Here is a 16325-nt window from a genome sequence, read left to right as displayed (position 1 = left end):
CCAATCGCTAGCAGCGCTAGATTCTTGCGGAGGATGCAATGCGTTTGACCACGATCATGGGGTGGCTCGTCGTGCTGGCGGGCTTCTACTTCGGCCTGAGCTACCTGCTCAACGGCGACGGCGCGGCGGCGGGTTTCGGCATCGCAGACCCGGCCGGCTACTACGTCGTGAAGGGCGTGCGGGACATCGCGTACGCCTTGACCGCCCTGATCCTGCTGCTCATGGGCCACCGCCGAGCCCTGGGCTGGGTGGTCCTGGCGGACTCGATCATCCCGATCGGCGACTGCATCGCCGTGATGACCCACGGAGGCACGGTGGGCTACGCGCTCGCGGTGCACGGCTCGGCGGCCGTGCTCGTTCTGATCACTGCTGCGTTGCTGCTCCGGGAGACAGCGCCCGCACGGCCTCACGCAGTTCAGGCTCACTGATCTCCCCGAGCAACAACTCGGTCAGCACGTGGAACGCCCGCCGCAGCTCGTCGGGATGCGTCGACAAGACCAGCGTCCCGGCGAACGCCCCGGCGTCCCGCAGGTCGTCCAGGCCCCGCCCCTGCACCGCGTTCACACCCTCGCGCAGGCACCACAACGACATCACGTGGTCCCGCATCCCGTTGATCATGTGGACGGCCTGCCACCCGCGCCCCCGCGCGATGGACGACCGCGCGTGCAACGCGTACAGCCAGGCGAGCCCGACGAGATGCTCCTGATCGGGCTGCCCGGACTGCGGCACCTCGTTGGTCTCGCCGAACAACAGCTTGAACGTGGGCCCGGTGGCCCCGAACTGGTCCGAGGGCCAGAACGCGATGTCCACCTGCAACGTCGACCGCATCAGGAACACCCGGAACAGCGTCGTCCCGTGCCGCACGTCGAGATGACCGACCGCCCCGCACGCGTACATCAACGCGGTCCAGTCGACCACCACCGCGTCGACGTCCCGCTCGACCGACAGGGCGAAGTCGATGTCGGACCAGCGGTCTTCCCTGCCCACCGCGGCGGACCCGGTCAGCGCGGCCCCGACCACGCGAGGGTCGACGTCGGCGGCGTTGACGAGGTCGCGGCGCAGCTGGTCGCGTTCGGAAACCGAGAACACGTCCTCAACCCTATGGGGCACGACTTCAGCCCGGCTTGCGCACCAGGTTCGTGTACCCGGCCAGCGCCAGCGTCGCGAGCCCCCACACCGCGAGCTGCACCAGCCAGATCGCCGCCGTGAAGGCCTGCCCCTTGCGTGACGCCGTGTCCAGGTCGCAACGGGCCCGCATCCCGGTCATGGCCAGCGGCAACCCGCGATCGAGACCCAGCCCGACCAGTTCCACCGTGGAACAGGGAGTCCCGGCCCCGGCCGGTGCCGCGGCGACCCGCTCCGCGACCAGATGTCCGGGCCGCGTGGACACCTGCCCGGCCCACCAGCCGATCGCCCCGGCGGTGACGAGCACCAGCAGGAGCGCGGCGGCGGTGCGGCGAGCGCGGTAGCCGTAGCCGGCCAGCACTCCCCACAACCAGTGGAACCACCGCGTCAACGGGCCACCCAGCGACTGCGGACTGCGGCGGCGCAGATCGGTCTGCTGTGCCATGAGAATCCGCCGCACGGTGCCGTCGTGCCCGGCGGCGCGCTCGACCGCGGCCAGTCGCTGGTAGGCGGACGCGTGGTAGGCGGGGGTGTGGCAGCGGATGACGTGCAGCCACTCCTGCCAGTCCCAGTCCGGTGCGAGCGAGGCGTAGGTGAAGTCGTCGAGACGAATGAGGCTCTTGTGCTCGCACGTCGGGCCGCGTCCGTGGGCCGGGCACAACGTCAGGTGTGGCAACCTCGCCGACACTCCCACCGTCAGGTCCCTGAGGTTCATCACCAGAGCCGTTCTCGGTGTCAGCTCGACCGAGTCGGTACAGCCGAACCTGCCACCGACGCGGGTCCCGACCAGGCTGAGCGCGGGGCCGTCCTCGTCGGCGGAGAACCGGGTCCGGCCGCTCAGGGCCAGGGTCCCGCCGATGTGGGCGCGGTGGGCGGAGAGAGCGGGGCCGCCCGTGTTCGAGAGGGTCGCGTCGACGAACTCGACGATGTTTCCGATGTGAGCGTTGGTCAGGTCGGCCGCGCCGTACTCGTCGTGTGCGGTGATGACGAGTCCTTTGCGCAGGAGGACGTTTCCGTCGATCCGGACGCCGTTCGCCTCCAGCGCCACCCCCGCGGAGTTGGTGATCTCCGAGTGGGACAACATGACGTGCCCTGAGATGTGCGCGCTGACCAGGCGGAGCGATCCTTGTTCGCCGTGCCCGGTGATCCGGTTGCCGCCCTCCAGCACGAGGTTCCCGCCGACGCCGATGCTGTCGATGATCATCGCCGAGCCGGTCGCGTTGGTGATCTGGGCGCCCGTGACCTCGAAGTTCGCTGCGACCTGAGCACCGAAGAGGTTGACCGCGCTGCCCCCGTTCCCGGTGATCCGCGCACCGTCTCGCAAGGTCAGGTTGCCGTCGACCTTGAGAGCCTCGGCGTGCAGCGCGATGCCGCCGAGGTTGGTGATCTCCACGCCCGTGAACTCGACGTCGCCCGCGACGCGGGCACCGAGCAGCCTGATCGTGCCGCGCGCGTCGTCTCCAGCGATGCGAAGTCCGCGGCGGAGGAACAGGTCACCGCGGACCTGGAGTCCGTCCGCGTGAATCCCGGCGCAGCTGCCGCCGTAGACGTGCAGCTCCGGCAGACTCGCGGACCGGGCCTCGATCGGTTCGCCGATCGTGCAGTCGCTGAAGGCCAGGCCGGCCGAGGAGTTCACGCGGACGAGGTTGAGAACGCCCTCGATCCGGGCTCCGCTCAGCCTCACGCCGTTCGGGTCGAGTTCGCCGTGGCGGCCGAGCAGCAACTCCCTGATCAGCCCGGCGCGCACCACGTTGTCCGGCTCTTCGCACATCAGCCACTCGCCGTTGCGGGCCGCCTCGACGAGCCGCTGCTCGATGTCGGTCACTCCCGGATCATCCCCGCGCACGGGCGGCTCCGTTCGCGAAACGGAGCCGCCCGCACCGAGAACTACCCGAGTGCCACAGCGAAGACGTGCATGTTGACGTCATCCGGCAGCACGACGCTCGCCAGCGTCCTGCCCTCCGGAGCCACGTACGTCTTCGTCGCGAAGATGTGCGTGGCGACCTTCTCGTTGCCCCCGCCCGACTGGTTGCGGTACGGCGTGTTCGCGACGATCACGTTGCCGAAGCTCGGTGCCGCCCCGCCGCCGCCCAGCGTCCAGTCGCTGAAACCGATGTCCACCAACGCCGTGGTGCCGTCCGTGAACGTCACCGTCGCCTGTTTCGTCCGGGCGCCGTTGGCCGCGGAACCGATGAACGAGAGCTTGGTTCCGGACAGGGCAAGGGTTTGCTTCGCGGCCGTCGCGTTGTCGGGCCGGCCGGGAGGCGACGACGGCCAGGTGAACGTGAGGCCGTCGACGGTGCTCGTGCCGCCCGGCGGGAGACCGGCCGTGGCCAGCGCTTCCCGCGAGTAGCTGTAGCCACCGCCGTCGAAGTCGCCCTCGCCGGTGGCGTCGGCCGAGGCACCGACGTTGTTCACGGCGGCGAGCAGACTGCCCGCCGGCGCGACCTTGACGATCTGCGGCAGCACGACCGGTTTCGTGGCTCCCTCGACGTTCACCGTCACGGTGATGTCGTAGAAGCCTTGCGGTGTGTCTGGCTTGGCCGTGACCGTGAACTCCGAAGGCACGGCACCTGTCGTCGGCGTGAACGTGAGCGCGTCGGGTCCGGTGATCGTGTAGGTCGCCTTCGGGTCACCGTCGTAGAGCTTGACCGAGTTGACCTTCGCCGTGACCGACTTCCCGGGCTCCACCACGAGCTGGCGCGGTTCGACCGTGAGGAAGTACGGCTGGTCGTGCTTGATCGGCTTCTCGCCGTCGCGGAACGACGGCGGGGCGTCGTTGGCGCCCGTGCCCCAGGCCGAAGGAGCCTTGCCCAGCACGAAGTCCAGCTTGCCGCCGCGTTCCACGAACGACTCGGGCAGCCAGGTCTTGGAGGTCGCCCTGCCGTTGACCTTCAACGACTGCACGTACTTCGTGGCCGCGTTGGCCTGCGGGGCGTTGATCGTGATGTCCTTGCCGCCCCCTCGGTTGATCTTCACCGAAGTGAACAGCGGGCTGCTCAGCACCAGCTCGGCGCGCGACGGCACCTGCGGGTAGATGCCCATCGACGTGAACACGAACCACGACGACATCGCGCCGAGGTCGTCGTTGCCGGGGATGCCGCCGGGGGCGTTCTTCCACAGCGTGTTGATGGTCTCGCGCAGCGTCTCCTGCGCCTTGGCGGGCTGGCCCGTGTAGTTGTAGAGCCACGGCACGTTCACCGACGGCTCGTTGTCCAGTTCGGACTTCGCGCCACCACGTCCCGTCAACGCCCAGGTGCCGTCGGCGTTGTGGAAGAAGTCGTCCAGCCGCTTGGTGGCGCGCTCACGGCCGCCCAGCGAGTCGACGAGCCCGGCGACGTTGTGCGTGACCATCCACGTGTACTGGGCGCTGCTGCCCTCGACGAACCCGTTGCCGGTGTCGGGCGTGAAGTCCTTCACCCACGTGCCGTCGGCGTTGCGGTTGCGGATGTAGCCGCCGGTGGAGTCCGCGACCGGGTCGAAGTTGTTCTGCCACCACTGCGAACGTTCGGCGAACGTCTTCGCGGTCTTCTTCTCGCCCGCGCGTTCGGCGAGCTGGCTGATCGCGAAGTCGGCCGCGGAGATCTCCAGGGTCTCCGCCGCGCCACCCCAGGCGTTCGACACGGCCGGCATGTACTTGTTCTGCAGGTACTTGTCGAGCGACGGCCGCTGCCCGACCGACATGACGGCCCAGCCGTCCTTGCTCAGGTCCAGCGCCGTGGGCACGGTCGCGGCCTTCACCAAGCTCTTCAGGGACGACTTGAGGTCGTACTTGTCGCCGCCGAACGCCGAGATGGCCGCCAGCGCGATCGGCGCCGGGTCACCGTTCATGACGTGGGTGCCACCGCCGTTGTGCGTCCAGCGGTCCCACACGCCGTTGTTCTGCTCGGCCTGGTTGAGCAGCGACTGCGCGATGTCCGAGCCGATCTGCGGTTCGAGCATGGTGAGCAGCTGCAGTTGCGAGCGGTAGATGTCCCAGCCGGAGAACGTGCCGTACTGGGCCTTCTGCCGACGTTTGTCGATCTTGTGCGTCTTACCGTCGAACCCGGCGTACTCGCCGTTGACGTCGCTGTACAGGTTGGGGTGCAACAGCGAGTGGTACAGCGCGGTGTAGAACTTGGTCCGCTCGTCATCGGAGCCGCCGCCGACCTCGATGCGCTTGAGCTGCTTCTGCCACGCGATGTACGCGTTGTCCCTCATGTCCTCAATGGACTGACCCTTGTTCTCGGCCGCGAGGTTCTGTTTGGCGTTCTCCAGGCTCACGTAGGAGATGCCGACCTTGACACCGACCTGGCTGCCGGGCGCGAACCCGAGGTAGGCGCCGGACCCCTTTCCGAGCACAGGCCAGCCGTTCGTCCCGTACGTCGTGCCGCCCTTCGAGGACGTGCTTCCGGGCGTGACAACGTTGTCCTGGTACGTGCCGACGTCGGTGAAGTCCTGGTCGAACTCCGCCACGAAGTGCAGCGTGTAGTAGCTGCGGCGACCGACCTGGTTGATGTAACCGCAGAAGTTCCCGCTGGTCACGGAACCGGTGATGGTCCGCTTGTCCTTGTCGACCACGGTCTGCGCGTCACTGCTGCCGACCTGCGACTTGGAGGTGTTGATCAGCACCGTCGCCGGCTTGTCGGCGGGGAAGCTGAACCGCGCCGCACCGGTGCGTTCGGTGGCGGACAGCTCGGCCTTGGCGCCGGACTTGAGCGTCACGTCGTAACGGCCGGGCTTGGCCACCTCGTCCGCGTGCGCGAAGTCGCTGGCGTAGATCGCGTCGGTCGCGTCCGTCGTCGGGCTGCTCGTGACGGTCCCGACGTGAGGGAAGATCGGGATGTCACCGCTGCCGCCCGCGCACCCCGTGCCCGACATGTGGGTGAGGCTGAAGCCGCGGATCTTCGTGGCGTCGTACCGGTAACCACCAGGAGCCGCGGCGCGCAGGGTGTTGCCGCGACTGGCCTCCGGGCTGAAGGAGAACATGCCGAACGGCACGACCGCGCCGGGAAAGGTGTTCCCGAGGTTGGTCGTGCCGATGAACGGGTTCACGTGGGCCGCCGGATCGGGCACCACCTGAATCTGGGGCTGAGCGGAGGCAGGGACCACTCCGAACGTCATGGCCACCGCCACCGCAGCTGTCGTGAGGACTCTTCGCTGCATGGACGCGGACCCTACTTACCGTGCCCGCACAACCCCAGAGAGCGACGCGAAGTTGTCGTCAAACGGACAAGCGCTGCTCCATGAAGGCCCTCAGCGCGGGCCAGTCGCAGTCTTCCGCGACCTCTACCTGGTGCTTTCCCTCGACGAGCGCGCCCTCGTCGTCGACGTCGAGGCTGTGGAGCCTGGTCTTGAGGGTGCCGGGGACGATCGCCTCGGCCACCGCGACCGCGTCGTGGACGAGGATGCCCTCGGGCCGGTCCGAGTGGTTCTGGTCCGGGTTCGCCGTCAGGTACTCGCGGTAGGTGCCGGTGAGGTTGCTGAGCACGGGGTCGATGGTCGCGAGGAACTCGACGTCCGCGATGCACCGCTGCGTCAGGTTGAGCGGCACGATCAACGGGTTGCCCCGGCGGATGACGGTCTGCGCGGCCTCGGCGTCGGCCCAGAAGTTGAACTCGGCGCGCGCCGTCATGTTGCCCAGCCCCAACCCGCCGCCCATGACGATCAGCCGCGGGATCTGGATGCCGGCGTCCAGCGCCTCGGCGATGTTGGTGAGCGGACCGATCGCCACGACGACGGAGTCGGGCATGAGCTCGTCCGAGAGGAACCGGATGATGTCGTCGCCGTAGAGCCCTTCCGGGTGCTCCGGCAACGTGTGCGCCTGCCCGCCGAGCCCGTCCGTCCCGTGCACGTCCGCCGCCCCACCGGGCCCCTCGTTGCCCTTGACCACCGGCACGTCGGTCCGCCCGAGGTACGTGAGCAACCGCAGCGCGTTCGCCGTCGTGTGCTCCAGCCCGACGTTGCCGAAGACCGTCGTCAGGCCCTCCAGCTTCACCTCGGGGCTGCGGGCAGCGAGCGCGATCGCGAACGCGTCGTCGACGCCGGGGTCGGTGTCGATGAAGAGAGAAGTCGCCATGCCCCTAGGGTGCCTCAGCGCCGACTTCGGCGACGTCCCACACCACACAACGCACGCCGGGCGGTTCCGTCGCACCCTGGTCGAGCATGTCCTGGTGGTACCGGCGAGCATCCGCCTCGTTGTCGTAGACCTGGATCATGTGCCCGTCGAGCGTCCACGTGCCGTGCACGAACCCAGGCAACCCGACCTTGCTCGACGCCATCAGCGGCACCTGCGCCCGCAGCGCGTCGATCGCTTCGGGACTGATGTCCCAGACGCCGATGACCGCCCACATGGGGCCACTGTAGAACCGTTTCGGGCGTGTCGGCCGCCTGAAGTTAAGGTGCCGTCCATGACTTCGATGTGGGGAGCACCCGTCTGGACGCGCTGGCGCAGGTCGCGCCGTGACCCGATGCAGGCGCGGTTCCTCACGATGGCCTCTCTGCGCTGGATGCTCCGCCACCGCGCCTACACCCCGTGGTACCTCGTGCGGTACTGGCGCCTGCTGAAGTTCCGCCTGCTCAACCCGCACGTCGTGCTGCGCGGCATGGTGTTCTTCGGCAAGCGGGTCGAGGTGATGGCCCGCCCCGGCTTCGGCCGCCTCGAGATCGGTCGCTGGGTGCACATCGGCGACGGCAACGCCATCCGCTGCCACGAGGGGTCGCTGCGCATCGGCGACAAGGTCGTGTTCGGCAAGGACAACACGGTCAACTGCTACCTCGACATCGAGATCGGCGCGTCGTCGCTGGTCGCGGACTGGGTCTACATCTGCGACTTCGACCACAAGGTCGAGGACATCACGCTGCCGATCAAGGACCAGGGCATCGTGAAGTCGCCGGTGCGGATCGGGCCGGACTGCTGGCTCGGCGCCAAGGTGACGGTGCTGCGCGGGACCCGCGTCGGGCGTGGGTGCGTGCTCGGCGCGCATGCGATCGTGCGCGGGGACATCCCGGACTTCAAGATCGCGGTCGGGATGCCGGCTCGGGTGGTGCGGGATCGCCGTGCCGACTACGAGGCGGATGCGCAGCGGCGGGCGGACATCGCGGACATGGCCCGCAAGGCCAAGGACGCCTTGACCAAACGGGCGGAAGACGCGTCCACCTGAGTCAGCGAGCTACGCGCTGCGGCAAGGTCAGCGGCGCGAGCTGCGGGCGCTTGGGCACGAACCCGTCACCCGGCTGCCGCCCGATGAGCTTGTTCCGCGTCCGCGTGTACGCCACCGGCAACACCTGATCCCGCAACCACCGCCAGTGGTCAACAACAGAAGCGCGAGCGGCCACACCCTCCAGCGGCGAGAGCCAAGCCGGATCGAACGAAATCCCCAGCGCCGACAGCACATGACCGGCCAACCGCCTGTGCCCCAACGACGACAGGTGCAGCCGATCGGGGCCGAAGTAGCGTGAGTCGTGCACGCACTCGTCGGCCTCCACGTCGATCAGAACCGCCCCATAGCGCGAAGCCGCACCACGCAAGGCCGTGTTCAACGCGTCGATGCGCGGACGCATGCGCCAGCCGAACGGCATGCGGTGCGAGATGTCGCTCAACGTGAAGACGGCGACGGTCGGCGCGAACGACGTCACGGCGCGCACCATCGCGTCCGCTCGCTCAGCGATCTGTTCCAAGGTGGCGTTGGACATCACGTCGTTGCCGCCACCGAAGAGCACGACGAGGTCCGGCTCCAGCGCCCGAGCGGACGGGACCTGCTCCACCAGCATCTGGTCGAGGCGGCGGCCGCGCACGCCCAGGTTGGCGTAGCGGAAGCCCGGCGCGTCCAGGGCGGACGCGACCCGGTCCGCCCAGCCGCGGTACCGGCCGTCGGGGAGCAGGTCGTCCAGGCCCTCGGTGCAGCTGTCTCCGAGAGCCACGAAGCGTTGGTATGTCATTAAGTCCTCGGTCGCCTGTTGTTAACGGGACCGGCGACTGTAGCGGACCTAGGTGAACAGATTTCCGGTCGCGATCTTGGGGCGGCCCAGGACCCGTGGCTCGCGCACGACAGCCCCCGCGTACACGGCTGCCGTGTCGGTGGCGATCGTGGCCCAGTTGAAGTCGGTGACCAGACGGGCCTTGGCGGCGCGCGCACGAGTGGCGGCCGAGGTCGGATCCGACAGCACGTCCCGCACGGCGCGGGTGAGTCCGTCCACGTCACCGGGGGCGAACGACAGTCCGGTGACGCCGTCCAGCACGACCTCGCCGAGCCCGCCCGCGGTCGACGCGACCAGGGGCGTGCCGGCGGCCGCGGCCTCCAGGGCCACGATGCCGAACGGTTCGTAGCGGGACGGGAGCACGACGGCGTCGGCCGCGGTGAGCAGTGCCGCCAGGGACCGGTCGGACAGGTGGCCGACGAACTCCACGGCCCGCAGCACGCGGTGTTTGCGCGCCTGGTCCTGCAGCCACTCGGTCTGCGAACCGCCACCGGCCACGACGACGCGCGTGCCGCGGTGGAAGCGGCGGATGCGGGGGAGTGCGGCGATCAGGTCCTGAATGCCCTTCTCCCACTCGATCCGGCCGAAGAAGAGCAGCAGCGGATCACCGTGCGGCGAGTACGTCCGCCGGGCCGCGCCGACGTCCTTCGCGCGCACCTTCCAGCCACCGGGCTCGATGCCGTTGTGCAGCACGGAAACATCGGCGGTGTCCACTTCGAACAGATGCCCGACCTCGCCGCGCATCGCCGACGAGCAGGTGATCAGCGAGTCGGCGCGGTTCGCCAGCCACCATTCCACCGAGTGCACCTGCTGGTTCAGCGGGTGCGAGAGCCAGCCCGAGTGACGGCCGGCCTCGGTGGCGTGGATCGTGGCGACCAGCGGCACGCGGAAGGCCTCGGCGAGTGCCACGCCTGGATGCGTGACGAGCCAGTCGTGCGAGTGCACGACGTCCGGACGCCACGAGCCCAACGCCAGCCCGGCGCGCGTCATCGCGTGCCCCATCGCGAGCGTCCAGGCCAGGAGGTCTTTCTCGAACACGAAGTGCGCGGGGTCCTCGGCCACGCGGACCAGCCGCACGCCCTCGCTCACCAGGTCGGTGGTGGGGTGTGTGATCGCGTCCGTGCCGGAGGGCTGCCGGCACAGCACGACGACGTCGTGCCCCTGCGCGGCCAGCTGTGTCGCGAGCGCGTGGACGTGCCTGCCCAGCCCGCCGACGACCACCGGCGGGTACTCCCACGACAACATCAGCACGCGCATCCCGTTACCCCATTCCTCGCGCGTCCAGATGCCCGAACGGGCCGTCCGCCGCGCGGAGCTCCGCCGCTCTCGCCTGTCCACGACCGCTGCGCGCCAACGCCGCGAGCTCGCTGAAACGATCGCTGTGAATCTTCGCGCGGTACCGGGCGTAGTCGGCGGCCGAGTCCTTGGTGACCATGAAGGCCCAGTCGCTCGACAACGCCAGCAGCGCCTCGCGCACCGCCTGGTCCAGCACCGGATTCCTCGCCTCGGCGGAGAAGTCCAGGTCCAGCAGCTCCTTCTGCACCGACTCGTTCACCGAGACGATGTCCGACACCTGCGCGCCGTCCCACACGCGCCAGTCCTTGCCGCTGCCCCACGACGACGCCGGCAGCTCGACCGGCGCGCCCACGTGCCCCGCCTCGACCGCGCCCCGCAACGTCGTCACGCGCACGCCCGCCTCCGGTAACGCGCGCAGCACGGCCTCCAGCCACAACGGACCCTCGTGCCACCAGTGCCCGTACAGCTCGGTGTCGTAGGCCGCCACGACGAGCCCGCCGTCGATCGCGCGCAACCGTCGCACGACCGTCTCCACGAAATCGGCCACGTGCCGGTCGAGCGCCTCACGCGCCAGCAACGGGTCGTACGGCCGCTTGTCCTCGGGCGCCACGTTCTTGCCCGTCACGCGCGACGGCTTGAGGCCCGTCGGGTGATCATAAGTGTGAAAATCCCGGTACGCGGCATCGCCCGGATAGCCGACCTTCGGCGACCAGACGCGGTACGAGACCTCGAGATCACGGCCGAACGCCAGCACGTCCGACGATCCGACGGGGTGCGCGGACGACGTGTCACCGTGCAACGCGGGCCCGTCGACCATGAACCTCCGGACGCCCGCCGCCGCGTAGCCCGCCTCCATGCCGGGCGAGTAACCGCACTCCGGCGCCCAGATCCCCTCCGGCGCACGGCCGACGCGCAGCGCGGTGTCGTCCAGGCCGGTCCGCAGCGCGAAGGCCCGCACCCGAGGGTCCAGCAACGGCTGGAACGGGTGCGTGGCCGGACCGCCGAGCAGTTCGATCGTTGAGGAGTCCACAAGGGACCTCAGGACCGGCGAGAACCCGTGCCGCCACTGGCTTTCGAACCTGTCGAGCGCCCAGGAGGACGCGCGGTGCTCGTAGGCGGACAGCTCCGGCAGCCGTTCCCCGGCGAAGTGCGAGCGCAGGTGCCAGTTGCCGAGCCAGTCGTGCATGCCGCGCAGGCAGTACGGGTCGTCCAGTTGCGCGGCCAGGATCGGGGTGATGCCGAGCGTCAGGACGTCCTGGCGGCCCTCTTCGGCGAACCGGCGCAGCATGTCCACGACGGGCAGGTACGAGTGCGCCCACGCCTGGTAGAGCCACTCCTCACCGACCGGCCATGCGCCGTGGTGCGCGAGCCAGGGCAGGTGGCTGTGCAGGACCAGGCAGAACGTGCCCTCGGAAGTCTTGGCCGTCACGGGCGCACCGCCACGGCCACGAGGTCGAGGCAGGCGTCCATGTCGTCAGGGGTGATGTCGAAGTCCTCCACCGTCACCGACTCCACAGCCTCCTTGAGCTCGACCGGCCACGGCGCACCGGACAGGGCGACTTCGACCTGTGCGTTGATGATCTGTCCGTTCAGGAGCGTGTCAAGCCTCCGTCCGTGACGCAGTCCCGTCAGTTCGTCAACGCGGAAACCTGCGCCGCGCAGCATCTCGTCCAGTTCGGACGGTGCGAGTTCCCTGGTGTGGAACGGGTTCAGCGGGGTGTCCTGGCCGGGCGAGAAGGTGATCCTGTTCGGCGTCGTCACGATGAGCTTCCCGCCGGGACGCAGCACCCGCAGGCACTCCGCGAGGAACCCCTCCTGGTCCCACAGGTGCTCGATGACCTGCAGGTTCGCCACGACATCGACGCTGCCGTCGCGCAACGGCAGGGTGGCGAGGTTGCCCCGCAGCACGTCGAGTTGTGGGTACGCGCGCGACACGTGCTGGGAGGTCAACTCGTCGTAATCGAGGGCGATCACCCGGCGCGCCACTGTGCGGATCAGCTGCGCGCCGTAGCCCTCGCCGCAGCCCGCCTCCAGCACGACGGCGTCCGCGCAGTGGCCGATGAGGTGCAAGTACGCAGCCTCGTGGCGCCTGAACCAGTAGTTCTCTTCCGCGATACCGGGCACCGTGCGTTCGCCGGTCAGGGGGAGGGTCACGCCCGCCAGGTTACTTGTGAGTAGTCCGCCGGCGAACTACCTGGTGTGCGATGGCGGTGGCGACTCCGGCGGCGGCGAGCGCCGCGGTCGTCGTGGTGTCCATGTACTTGGACAGGCTCGGTGCCTCGCTCGGCCCGGCCAGCCACATCGTCAACGGTGTCGCGTAGGCCAGCGTGAGCGCTCCCGACCACCAGCGCAGCGCCTTGGACCGGCCCTTGCGCAGGCTCGCGACGAGCACGACGGCGATCGGGATGCCGGACAGCAGGCCGAACTTGCCGATCACCATCACGGGTGCGGCCCAGGCCGCCACCAGGACGGACTTCGACGGGTGCGTGGTGTTGGTGCTGGTCGTGGTCATGACGGGCTCCCTCGTTCGTTAGTGGCAGTAGCTGGAGTTAGAAGCTCTAACTTTTGTGACATGCAGAAGCTAAGCTGAAGGCAGCGTGAGTGTCAATAACGAATGTGAGAGGGTCTAACCATGACGGCAGAGTCGGTGCAGAAGCCGCGCGAGCGCTACCGGGCCCAGGTGCGCGACGAGGTCAAGCGGCACGCGTGGGAGCAGATCGCCGCAGCCGGGGTGACAGCGTTGTCACTCAACGCCATCGCCAAGGAGATGGGCATGAGCGGGCCCGCGCTCTACCGGTACTTCGCCGGGCGCGACGAGCTGATCACCGCACTCATCCGGGACGCCTACCGCAGCCTCGCCGACACGGTCCGCGCCGCGCACGAGGCCGGCACCACGGTCGTGGCGCTCGCCGCGGTCATCAGGGAGTGGGCGCTGAGCGATCCGCAGCGCTACCTGCTCATCTACGGCACGCCCGTGCCCGGTTACCACGCGCCCGACGACATCACCGCGATCTCGAACGAGATCCTGGCGGTGCTGCTGGAGGTCTGCGGCTCGGCGGAAGACGCGCCGCAGAGCCCGTTCGACGTCTTCCTGAGCATGGACCGCGGCTGGGCGGGCGCGCTTCCGGCGTCGTCGCCGACGGTGCACCGCGCGCTGTCGTTCTGGACGCGTCTGCAGGGCGTGCTCTCACTCGAGCTCGCCGGGCACCTCACGCCGATGGGGTTCGACCCGGGCCTCCTCCTCGCGGAGGAGGTCGCGGACCTCTGACCGGCTCAGAACGGTGAGACGGTGACGGCCAGCGCGCCCGGTCCCACGTTCGCGCCGATCGCCGCGCTGACCTGCGTCAACACGACGTCACGGGCGTGCGGGATCCGCTTCTGCAGCATCTGGAGCAGTTCGTGGCCGTCCTTCTCGGCCGCGAAGTGCTCGACCGCGAGGTCGACGTTGCGGCCGTAGGCGAGGGCCACGGCCTTGTCCACGAGCTTCGCCAGTGCCCGGTCGCGGCCGACGACCTTGTCGAACGGCTCCACCTCGCCGTCCACGACCGTGAGCAGCGGCTTCACCGAGAGCGCGTCGCCGAAGAGCTTCGCCGCCGCGCTGACCCGTCCGGCCTGGCGCAGGTAGTGCAGGGTGTCGACGTAGATGAGCACGTTGGCGTCGCGACCGCGCTGCTCGGCGACACCGCGCGCGTTCTGGACGTTGCCACCGCTCTGCACGATCCGCGCGGCCGCGAGCGCCGCGAAGCCGAGGGTCATGCCCGACGAGTGCGAGTCCACGATGAACACCGGCACGCGCGACTTGGCGGCGGCCACCTTCGCCGCGTCGGTCGCGGGGGAGAGCTTGTGCGTCACGTGCACCGAGATGATCGTCTCCGCGCCCTTGGCCCACGCGTCCTGGTAGGCCCAGAAGAACGCGTCCGGTGCCGGCGGCTGCGTCGTGATGGGGATCTGCGCCTCCATCGCCTGCAGCAGCCTGTCGGTCGGCACGTAGGCCTCGTCGATCAGTTCTGACCCGATCTTGAGCTGCATCGGGACCGTGATGATGTTGAACCGGTCCGCCAGACGGGCCGGGAGTGACGCGGTCGAGTCGGTGACGACGGCTACTCGTGAGGACACGAACGAGAAGGTTAACGAAGGGTGATCGAAGTAGCCACGACCGATGGAAGGCAATTCGTGTGATCTAGGCCTGAGTGGTTGCTTTCCGTGCACGGCGAACGCACGGAGTGAACACCCCGGAATGGCGCCCTAGTTGACACAATCGGGTGACTGGACGTTGTTTGGTGTTGATCTAGGGAAGCCCTGTTTGCGCAGGAAAGGGGCATTATTCCACGTGTTACATCATCGCTGTCCGTCCACTTTCGACGCTGGTTGGCCCCATCGGCCGTGGGTAAGCTCGCACAATCTTCAGCCCGGTTGAGTGAGTAGGTGACCATGGGCGCAAAAGAGCAGGAACTAGTTCCGCTGCACGCCGGTTTCGACGTTGTGTACCGAGGTTTTCATCGACGTCAGGTCATCGAGCACATCGAGAATCTCGAGGAGCAGCTGCGCTTCACGAGTCTCGACCGGGCCGAAGCCCTGGCGCAGGCGGCGGATTTGCGCAAGCTGCTGGAAATGACGCGCCAGGACCTGGAGGAGGCGCGCGCCAGGATCGAGCGCCTGGAGACCACCTCCGGCTCGCACGCGAGCGCCACGGAACGGATGCATCGCATGCTCCGCCTCGCCGAGGACGAGACGGCGGAGATGCACCTGCAGGCCGAGCGCGAGTGCACCGACCTCCGCGCGCGCACCGACGTCGAGATGGCCGCGCTGCGCGCCGACGCCGAGCGCGAATCCGCCGCGATGCGCGCGGAGGCCGAGTCCGAGCTCTACGCGTCCCGTCAGGACTGCGCCACCCGCGCCGCCGCGATGGAACGACGTGAGCTGGAGATGGAACGCCGCTGCACCGACCTCGAAGCGCAGCACCGCCAGCGCGCCGACGAGGTGGAGCGCGAGTGCGCCGAGGCCGTCGAGCAGGCCCAGATCGACGCGGACAGGCTGCTGCGGGAGACCGCGCTCCAGTGCAACTCGATCGAGGCCGACTCCGAACGCAAGCGCGAGAAGGCCCAGCAGTTCTTCGAACTCACGATGACTCGGCGCCGCAACGAGGCCGCGCAACACCTGCAGGAGCAGGAGGCCCTGGCGAGGGCCCGCTCGGAGTTCGTCGTGAAGATGGCGTGCCGCGAGGCCCACCGCCGCCTGGCCGAGGTCGCCGACCGCACCGACGAACTGCAAGAGCTGCGCCGAGTCGTCCACTCGCAACTGTCCGCCGCCCGGGCCGCGCTGTCCGTGGCCGCCGATCGCGTGGCGCCGGTGCACATCCCGGAACAGCAGGTGGCCGCGTCATGAAGCGCTGGGTCCCGCTGCTCGTGGGCGCGCTGATGGTCCCGGCCTCGGTGACGGCGTTCGGTTTCTCCGTCTACGGCGACGAACTGGAGACGGCGCTGTCGTCGTCACCCGCCGTACCGGCAGTGCTCGCGGGCCCGGTCCCGGTCTCCGACTTCGTGGCGCCGCTGCGGATGGAGCCGCCCGCCCCGATCCTGGTGTCCGCGCCCGTCGCCCAGCAGGCAGTGCGAGAGCTCTTCACCTCACACGCCGTCAAGGGCATCACGTTCGCGCCGGGCACCGCCTCCCTCGTGGGCCGCGGCGAGGAGGTGCGCCGGTCGCTGGCCAGCGTGCTGCGCAACGCCACCGGCTCGGTGACGCTGATCGCGCACGCGTGGAACGGCGAGACGGCGTCACACCGCTGCGACGTCCTCGCGATGGAACGAGCGGGCCTGCTCCGCCAGTACCTCGCCGAACAGGGCGTGGACAAGGTCGTCGCCACCCGCGTGATCGTGGACCCCACCTGGGGCCCGCCCTCGGACTTCGGACCTCAGATCGACGTCCTCGTCAACTAGGAGCCTTCG

Annotated in this window: 16 protein-coding genes; 5 read left to right on the top strand and 11 right to left on the bottom strand. The window is 69.0% G+C overall.

Features of this window, described 5'->3' with window-relative positions; translation table 11 throughout:
• The first annotated feature begins 38 nt into the window (after window positions 1-38).
• A complete protein-coding gene (locus PV646_RS04025) occupies window positions 39-428 on the top strand; it encodes a DUF4267 domain-containing protein (protein WP_500340089.1) in 390 nt (129 codons plus the stop codon).
• Here PV646_RS04025 and PV646_RS04020 read toward each other — a convergent pair.
• The 5 genes from PV646_RS04020 to PV646_RS04000 all read right to left on the bottom strand — a co-directional run bounded on the left by PV646_RS04020 (window position 364) and on the right by PV646_RS04000 (window position 7457).
• On the bottom strand, window positions 364-1089 hold the full coding sequence (locus PV646_RS04020) for a hypothetical protein (RefSeq protein WP_500340088.1): 726 nt from the start codon (window positions 1087-1089) through the stop codon (window positions 364-366). The genes PV646_RS04025 and PV646_RS04020 overlap by 65 nt on opposite strands.
• 25 nt (window positions 1090-1114) lie before the next feature.
• On the bottom strand, window positions 1115-2950 hold the full coding sequence (locus PV646_RS04015; RefSeq protein WP_500340087.1) for a hypothetical protein: 1836 nt from the start codon (window positions 2948-2950) through the stop codon (window positions 1115-1117).
• A 62-nt stretch (window positions 2951-3012) separates the two neighbouring features.
• Window positions 3013-6270, bottom strand: coding sequence for a GH92 family glycosyl hydrolase (locus tag PV646_RS04010; protein ID WP_500340086.1), 3258 nt, complete (start codon window positions 6268-6270; stop codon window positions 3013-3015).
• Between the two features lie 58 nt (window positions 6271-6328).
• Window positions 6329-7183, bottom strand: coding sequence for a nucleoside hydrolase (locus PV646_RS04005; protein WP_500340085.1), 855 nt, complete (start codon window positions 7181-7183; stop codon window positions 6329-6331).
• A gap of 4 nt (window positions 7184-7187) precedes the next feature.
• Window positions 7188-7457, bottom strand: coding sequence for a hypothetical protein (locus PV646_RS04000; protein WP_500340084.1), 270 nt, complete (start codon window positions 7455-7457; stop codon window positions 7188-7190).
• A 57-nt stretch (window positions 7458-7514) separates the two neighbouring features.
• Between PV646_RS04000 and PV646_RS03995 the strand changes: the two genes are divergently transcribed.
• Window positions 7515-8267, top strand: a complete 753-nt coding sequence (locus PV646_RS03995) for an acyltransferase (RefSeq protein ID WP_500340083.1) — start codon at window positions 7515-7517, stop codon at window positions 8265-8267.
• A 1-nt stretch (window position 8268) separates the two neighbouring features.
• Here PV646_RS03995 and PV646_RS03990 read toward each other — a convergent pair whose 3' ends face one another.
• The 5 genes from PV646_RS03990 to PV646_RS03970 form a co-directional block, all read right to left on the bottom strand.
• Window positions 8269-9027 carry an SGNH/GDSL hydrolase family protein gene (locus tag PV646_RS03990; protein ID WP_500340081.1) on the bottom strand — a complete coding sequence of 253 codons (759 nt, stop codon included), beginning with the start codon at window positions 9025-9027 and terminating at the stop codon, window positions 8269-8271.
• 66 nt (window positions 9028-9093) lie between these two features.
• Window positions 9094-10341 (bottom strand): glycosyltransferase family 4 protein, encoded by a 1248-nt coding sequence (locus PV646_RS03985; protein ID WP_500340080.1) that lies wholly within the window; start codon window positions 10339-10341, stop codon window positions 9094-9096.
• A 4-nt stretch (window positions 10342-10345) separates the two neighbouring features.
• The gene (locus PV646_RS03980) at window positions 10346-11809 is read right to left on the bottom strand and encodes a 1,4-alpha-glucan branching protein domain-containing protein (RefSeq protein WP_500340079.1); all 1464 of its coding nucleotides are present in this window, start codon (window positions 11807-11809) and stop codon (window positions 10346-10348) included.
• Complete coding sequence (locus tag PV646_RS03975) at window positions 11806-12534, bottom strand: class I SAM-dependent methyltransferase (RefSeq protein ID WP_500340078.1); 729 nt, start codon at window positions 12532-12534, stop codon at window positions 11806-11808. The genes PV646_RS03980 and PV646_RS03975 overlap by 4 nt, the downstream gene beginning before the upstream one ends.
• 10 nt (window positions 12535-12544) lie before the next feature.
• Window positions 12545-12892 carry a hypothetical protein gene (locus PV646_RS03970; RefSeq protein ID WP_500340077.1) on the bottom strand — a complete coding sequence of 116 codons (348 nt, stop codon included), beginning with the start codon at window positions 12890-12892 and terminating at the stop codon, window positions 12545-12547.
• 120 nt (window positions 12893-13012) lie between these two features.
• On the opposite strand from PV646_RS03970, the gene PV646_RS03965 reads away from it, so the two are divergent.
• Window positions 13013-13648 carry a TetR/AcrR family transcriptional regulator gene (locus PV646_RS03965; protein ID WP_500340076.1) on the top strand — a complete coding sequence of 212 codons (636 nt, stop codon included), beginning with the start codon at window positions 13013-13015 and terminating at the stop codon, window positions 13646-13648.
• 5 nt (window positions 13649-13653) lie between these two features.
• Here the strand turns inward: PV646_RS03965 and PV646_RS03960 are convergent, their stop codons facing one another.
• Window positions 13654-14496, bottom strand: coding sequence for a DegV family protein (locus PV646_RS03960; RefSeq protein ID WP_500340075.1), 843 nt, complete (start codon window positions 14494-14496; stop codon window positions 13654-13656).
• 315 nt (window positions 14497-14811) lie between these two features.
• On the opposite strand from PV646_RS03960, the gene PV646_RS03955 reads away from it, so the two are divergent.
• Together PV646_RS03955 and PV646_RS03950 are read left to right on the top strand one after the other, a co-directional pair.
• Complete coding sequence (locus PV646_RS03955; protein ID WP_500340074.1) at window positions 14812-15765, top strand: hypothetical protein; 954 nt, start codon at window positions 14812-14814, stop codon at window positions 15763-15765.
• The gene (locus PV646_RS03950; protein ID WP_500340073.1) at window positions 15762-16316 is read left to right on the top strand and encodes an OmpA family protein; all 555 of its coding nucleotides are present in this window, start codon (window positions 15762-15764) and stop codon (window positions 16314-16316) included. The genes PV646_RS03955 and PV646_RS03950 overlap by 4 nt, the downstream gene beginning before the upstream one ends.
• The last annotated feature ends 9 nt before the right edge of the window (window positions 16317-16325 follow it).

The organism is Streptomyces sp. ID05-26A (assembly GCF_033794685.1).
GTDB lineage: Bacteria > Actinomycetota > Actinomycetes > Mycobacteriales > Pseudonocardiaceae > Lentzea.
The sequence above is the reverse complement of the archived record's forward strand: the minus strand, read 5'-3'. Positions and strand labels throughout refer to the sequence as shown.

Coding starts and splice junctions, on each gene's coding strand:
- PV646_RS03965 (WP_500340076.1), top strand. CDS start 13,013: ATGACGGCAGAGTCGGTGCAGAAGCCGCGCGAGCGCTACCGGGCCCAG.
- PV646_RS03950 (WP_500340073.1), top strand. CDS start 15,762: ATGAAGCGCTGGGTCCCGCTGCTCGTGGGCGCGCTGATGGTCCCGGCC.
- PV646_RS04005 (WP_500340085.1), bottom strand. CDS start 7,183: ATGGCGACTTCTCTCTTCATCGACACCGACCCCGGCGTCGACGACGCG.
- PV646_RS04000 (WP_500340084.1), bottom strand. CDS start 7,457: ATGTGGGCGGTCATCGGCGTCTGGGACATCAGTCCCGAAGCGATCGAC.
- PV646_RS03995 (WP_500340083.1), top strand. CDS start 7,515: ATGACTTCGATGTGGGGAGCACCCGTCTGGACGCGCTGGCGCAGGTCG.
- PV646_RS03985 (WP_500340080.1), bottom strand. CDS start 10,341: ATGCGCGTGCTGATGTTGTCGTGGGAGTACCCGCCGGTGGTCGTCGGC.
- PV646_RS04025 (WP_500340089.1), top strand. CDS start 39: ATGCGTTTGACCACGATCATGGGGTGGCTCGTCGTGCTGGCGGGCTTC.
- PV646_RS03970 (WP_500340077.1), bottom strand. CDS start 12,892: ATGACCACGACCAGCACCAACACCACGCACCCGTCGAAGTCCGTCCTG.
- PV646_RS04010 (WP_500340086.1), bottom strand. CDS start 6,270: ATGCAGCGAAGAGTCCTCACGACAGCTGCGGTGGCGGTGGCCATGACG.
- PV646_RS03955 (WP_500340074.1), top strand. CDS start 14,812: ATGGGCGCAAAAGAGCAGGAACTAGTTCCGCTGCACGCCGGTTTCGAC.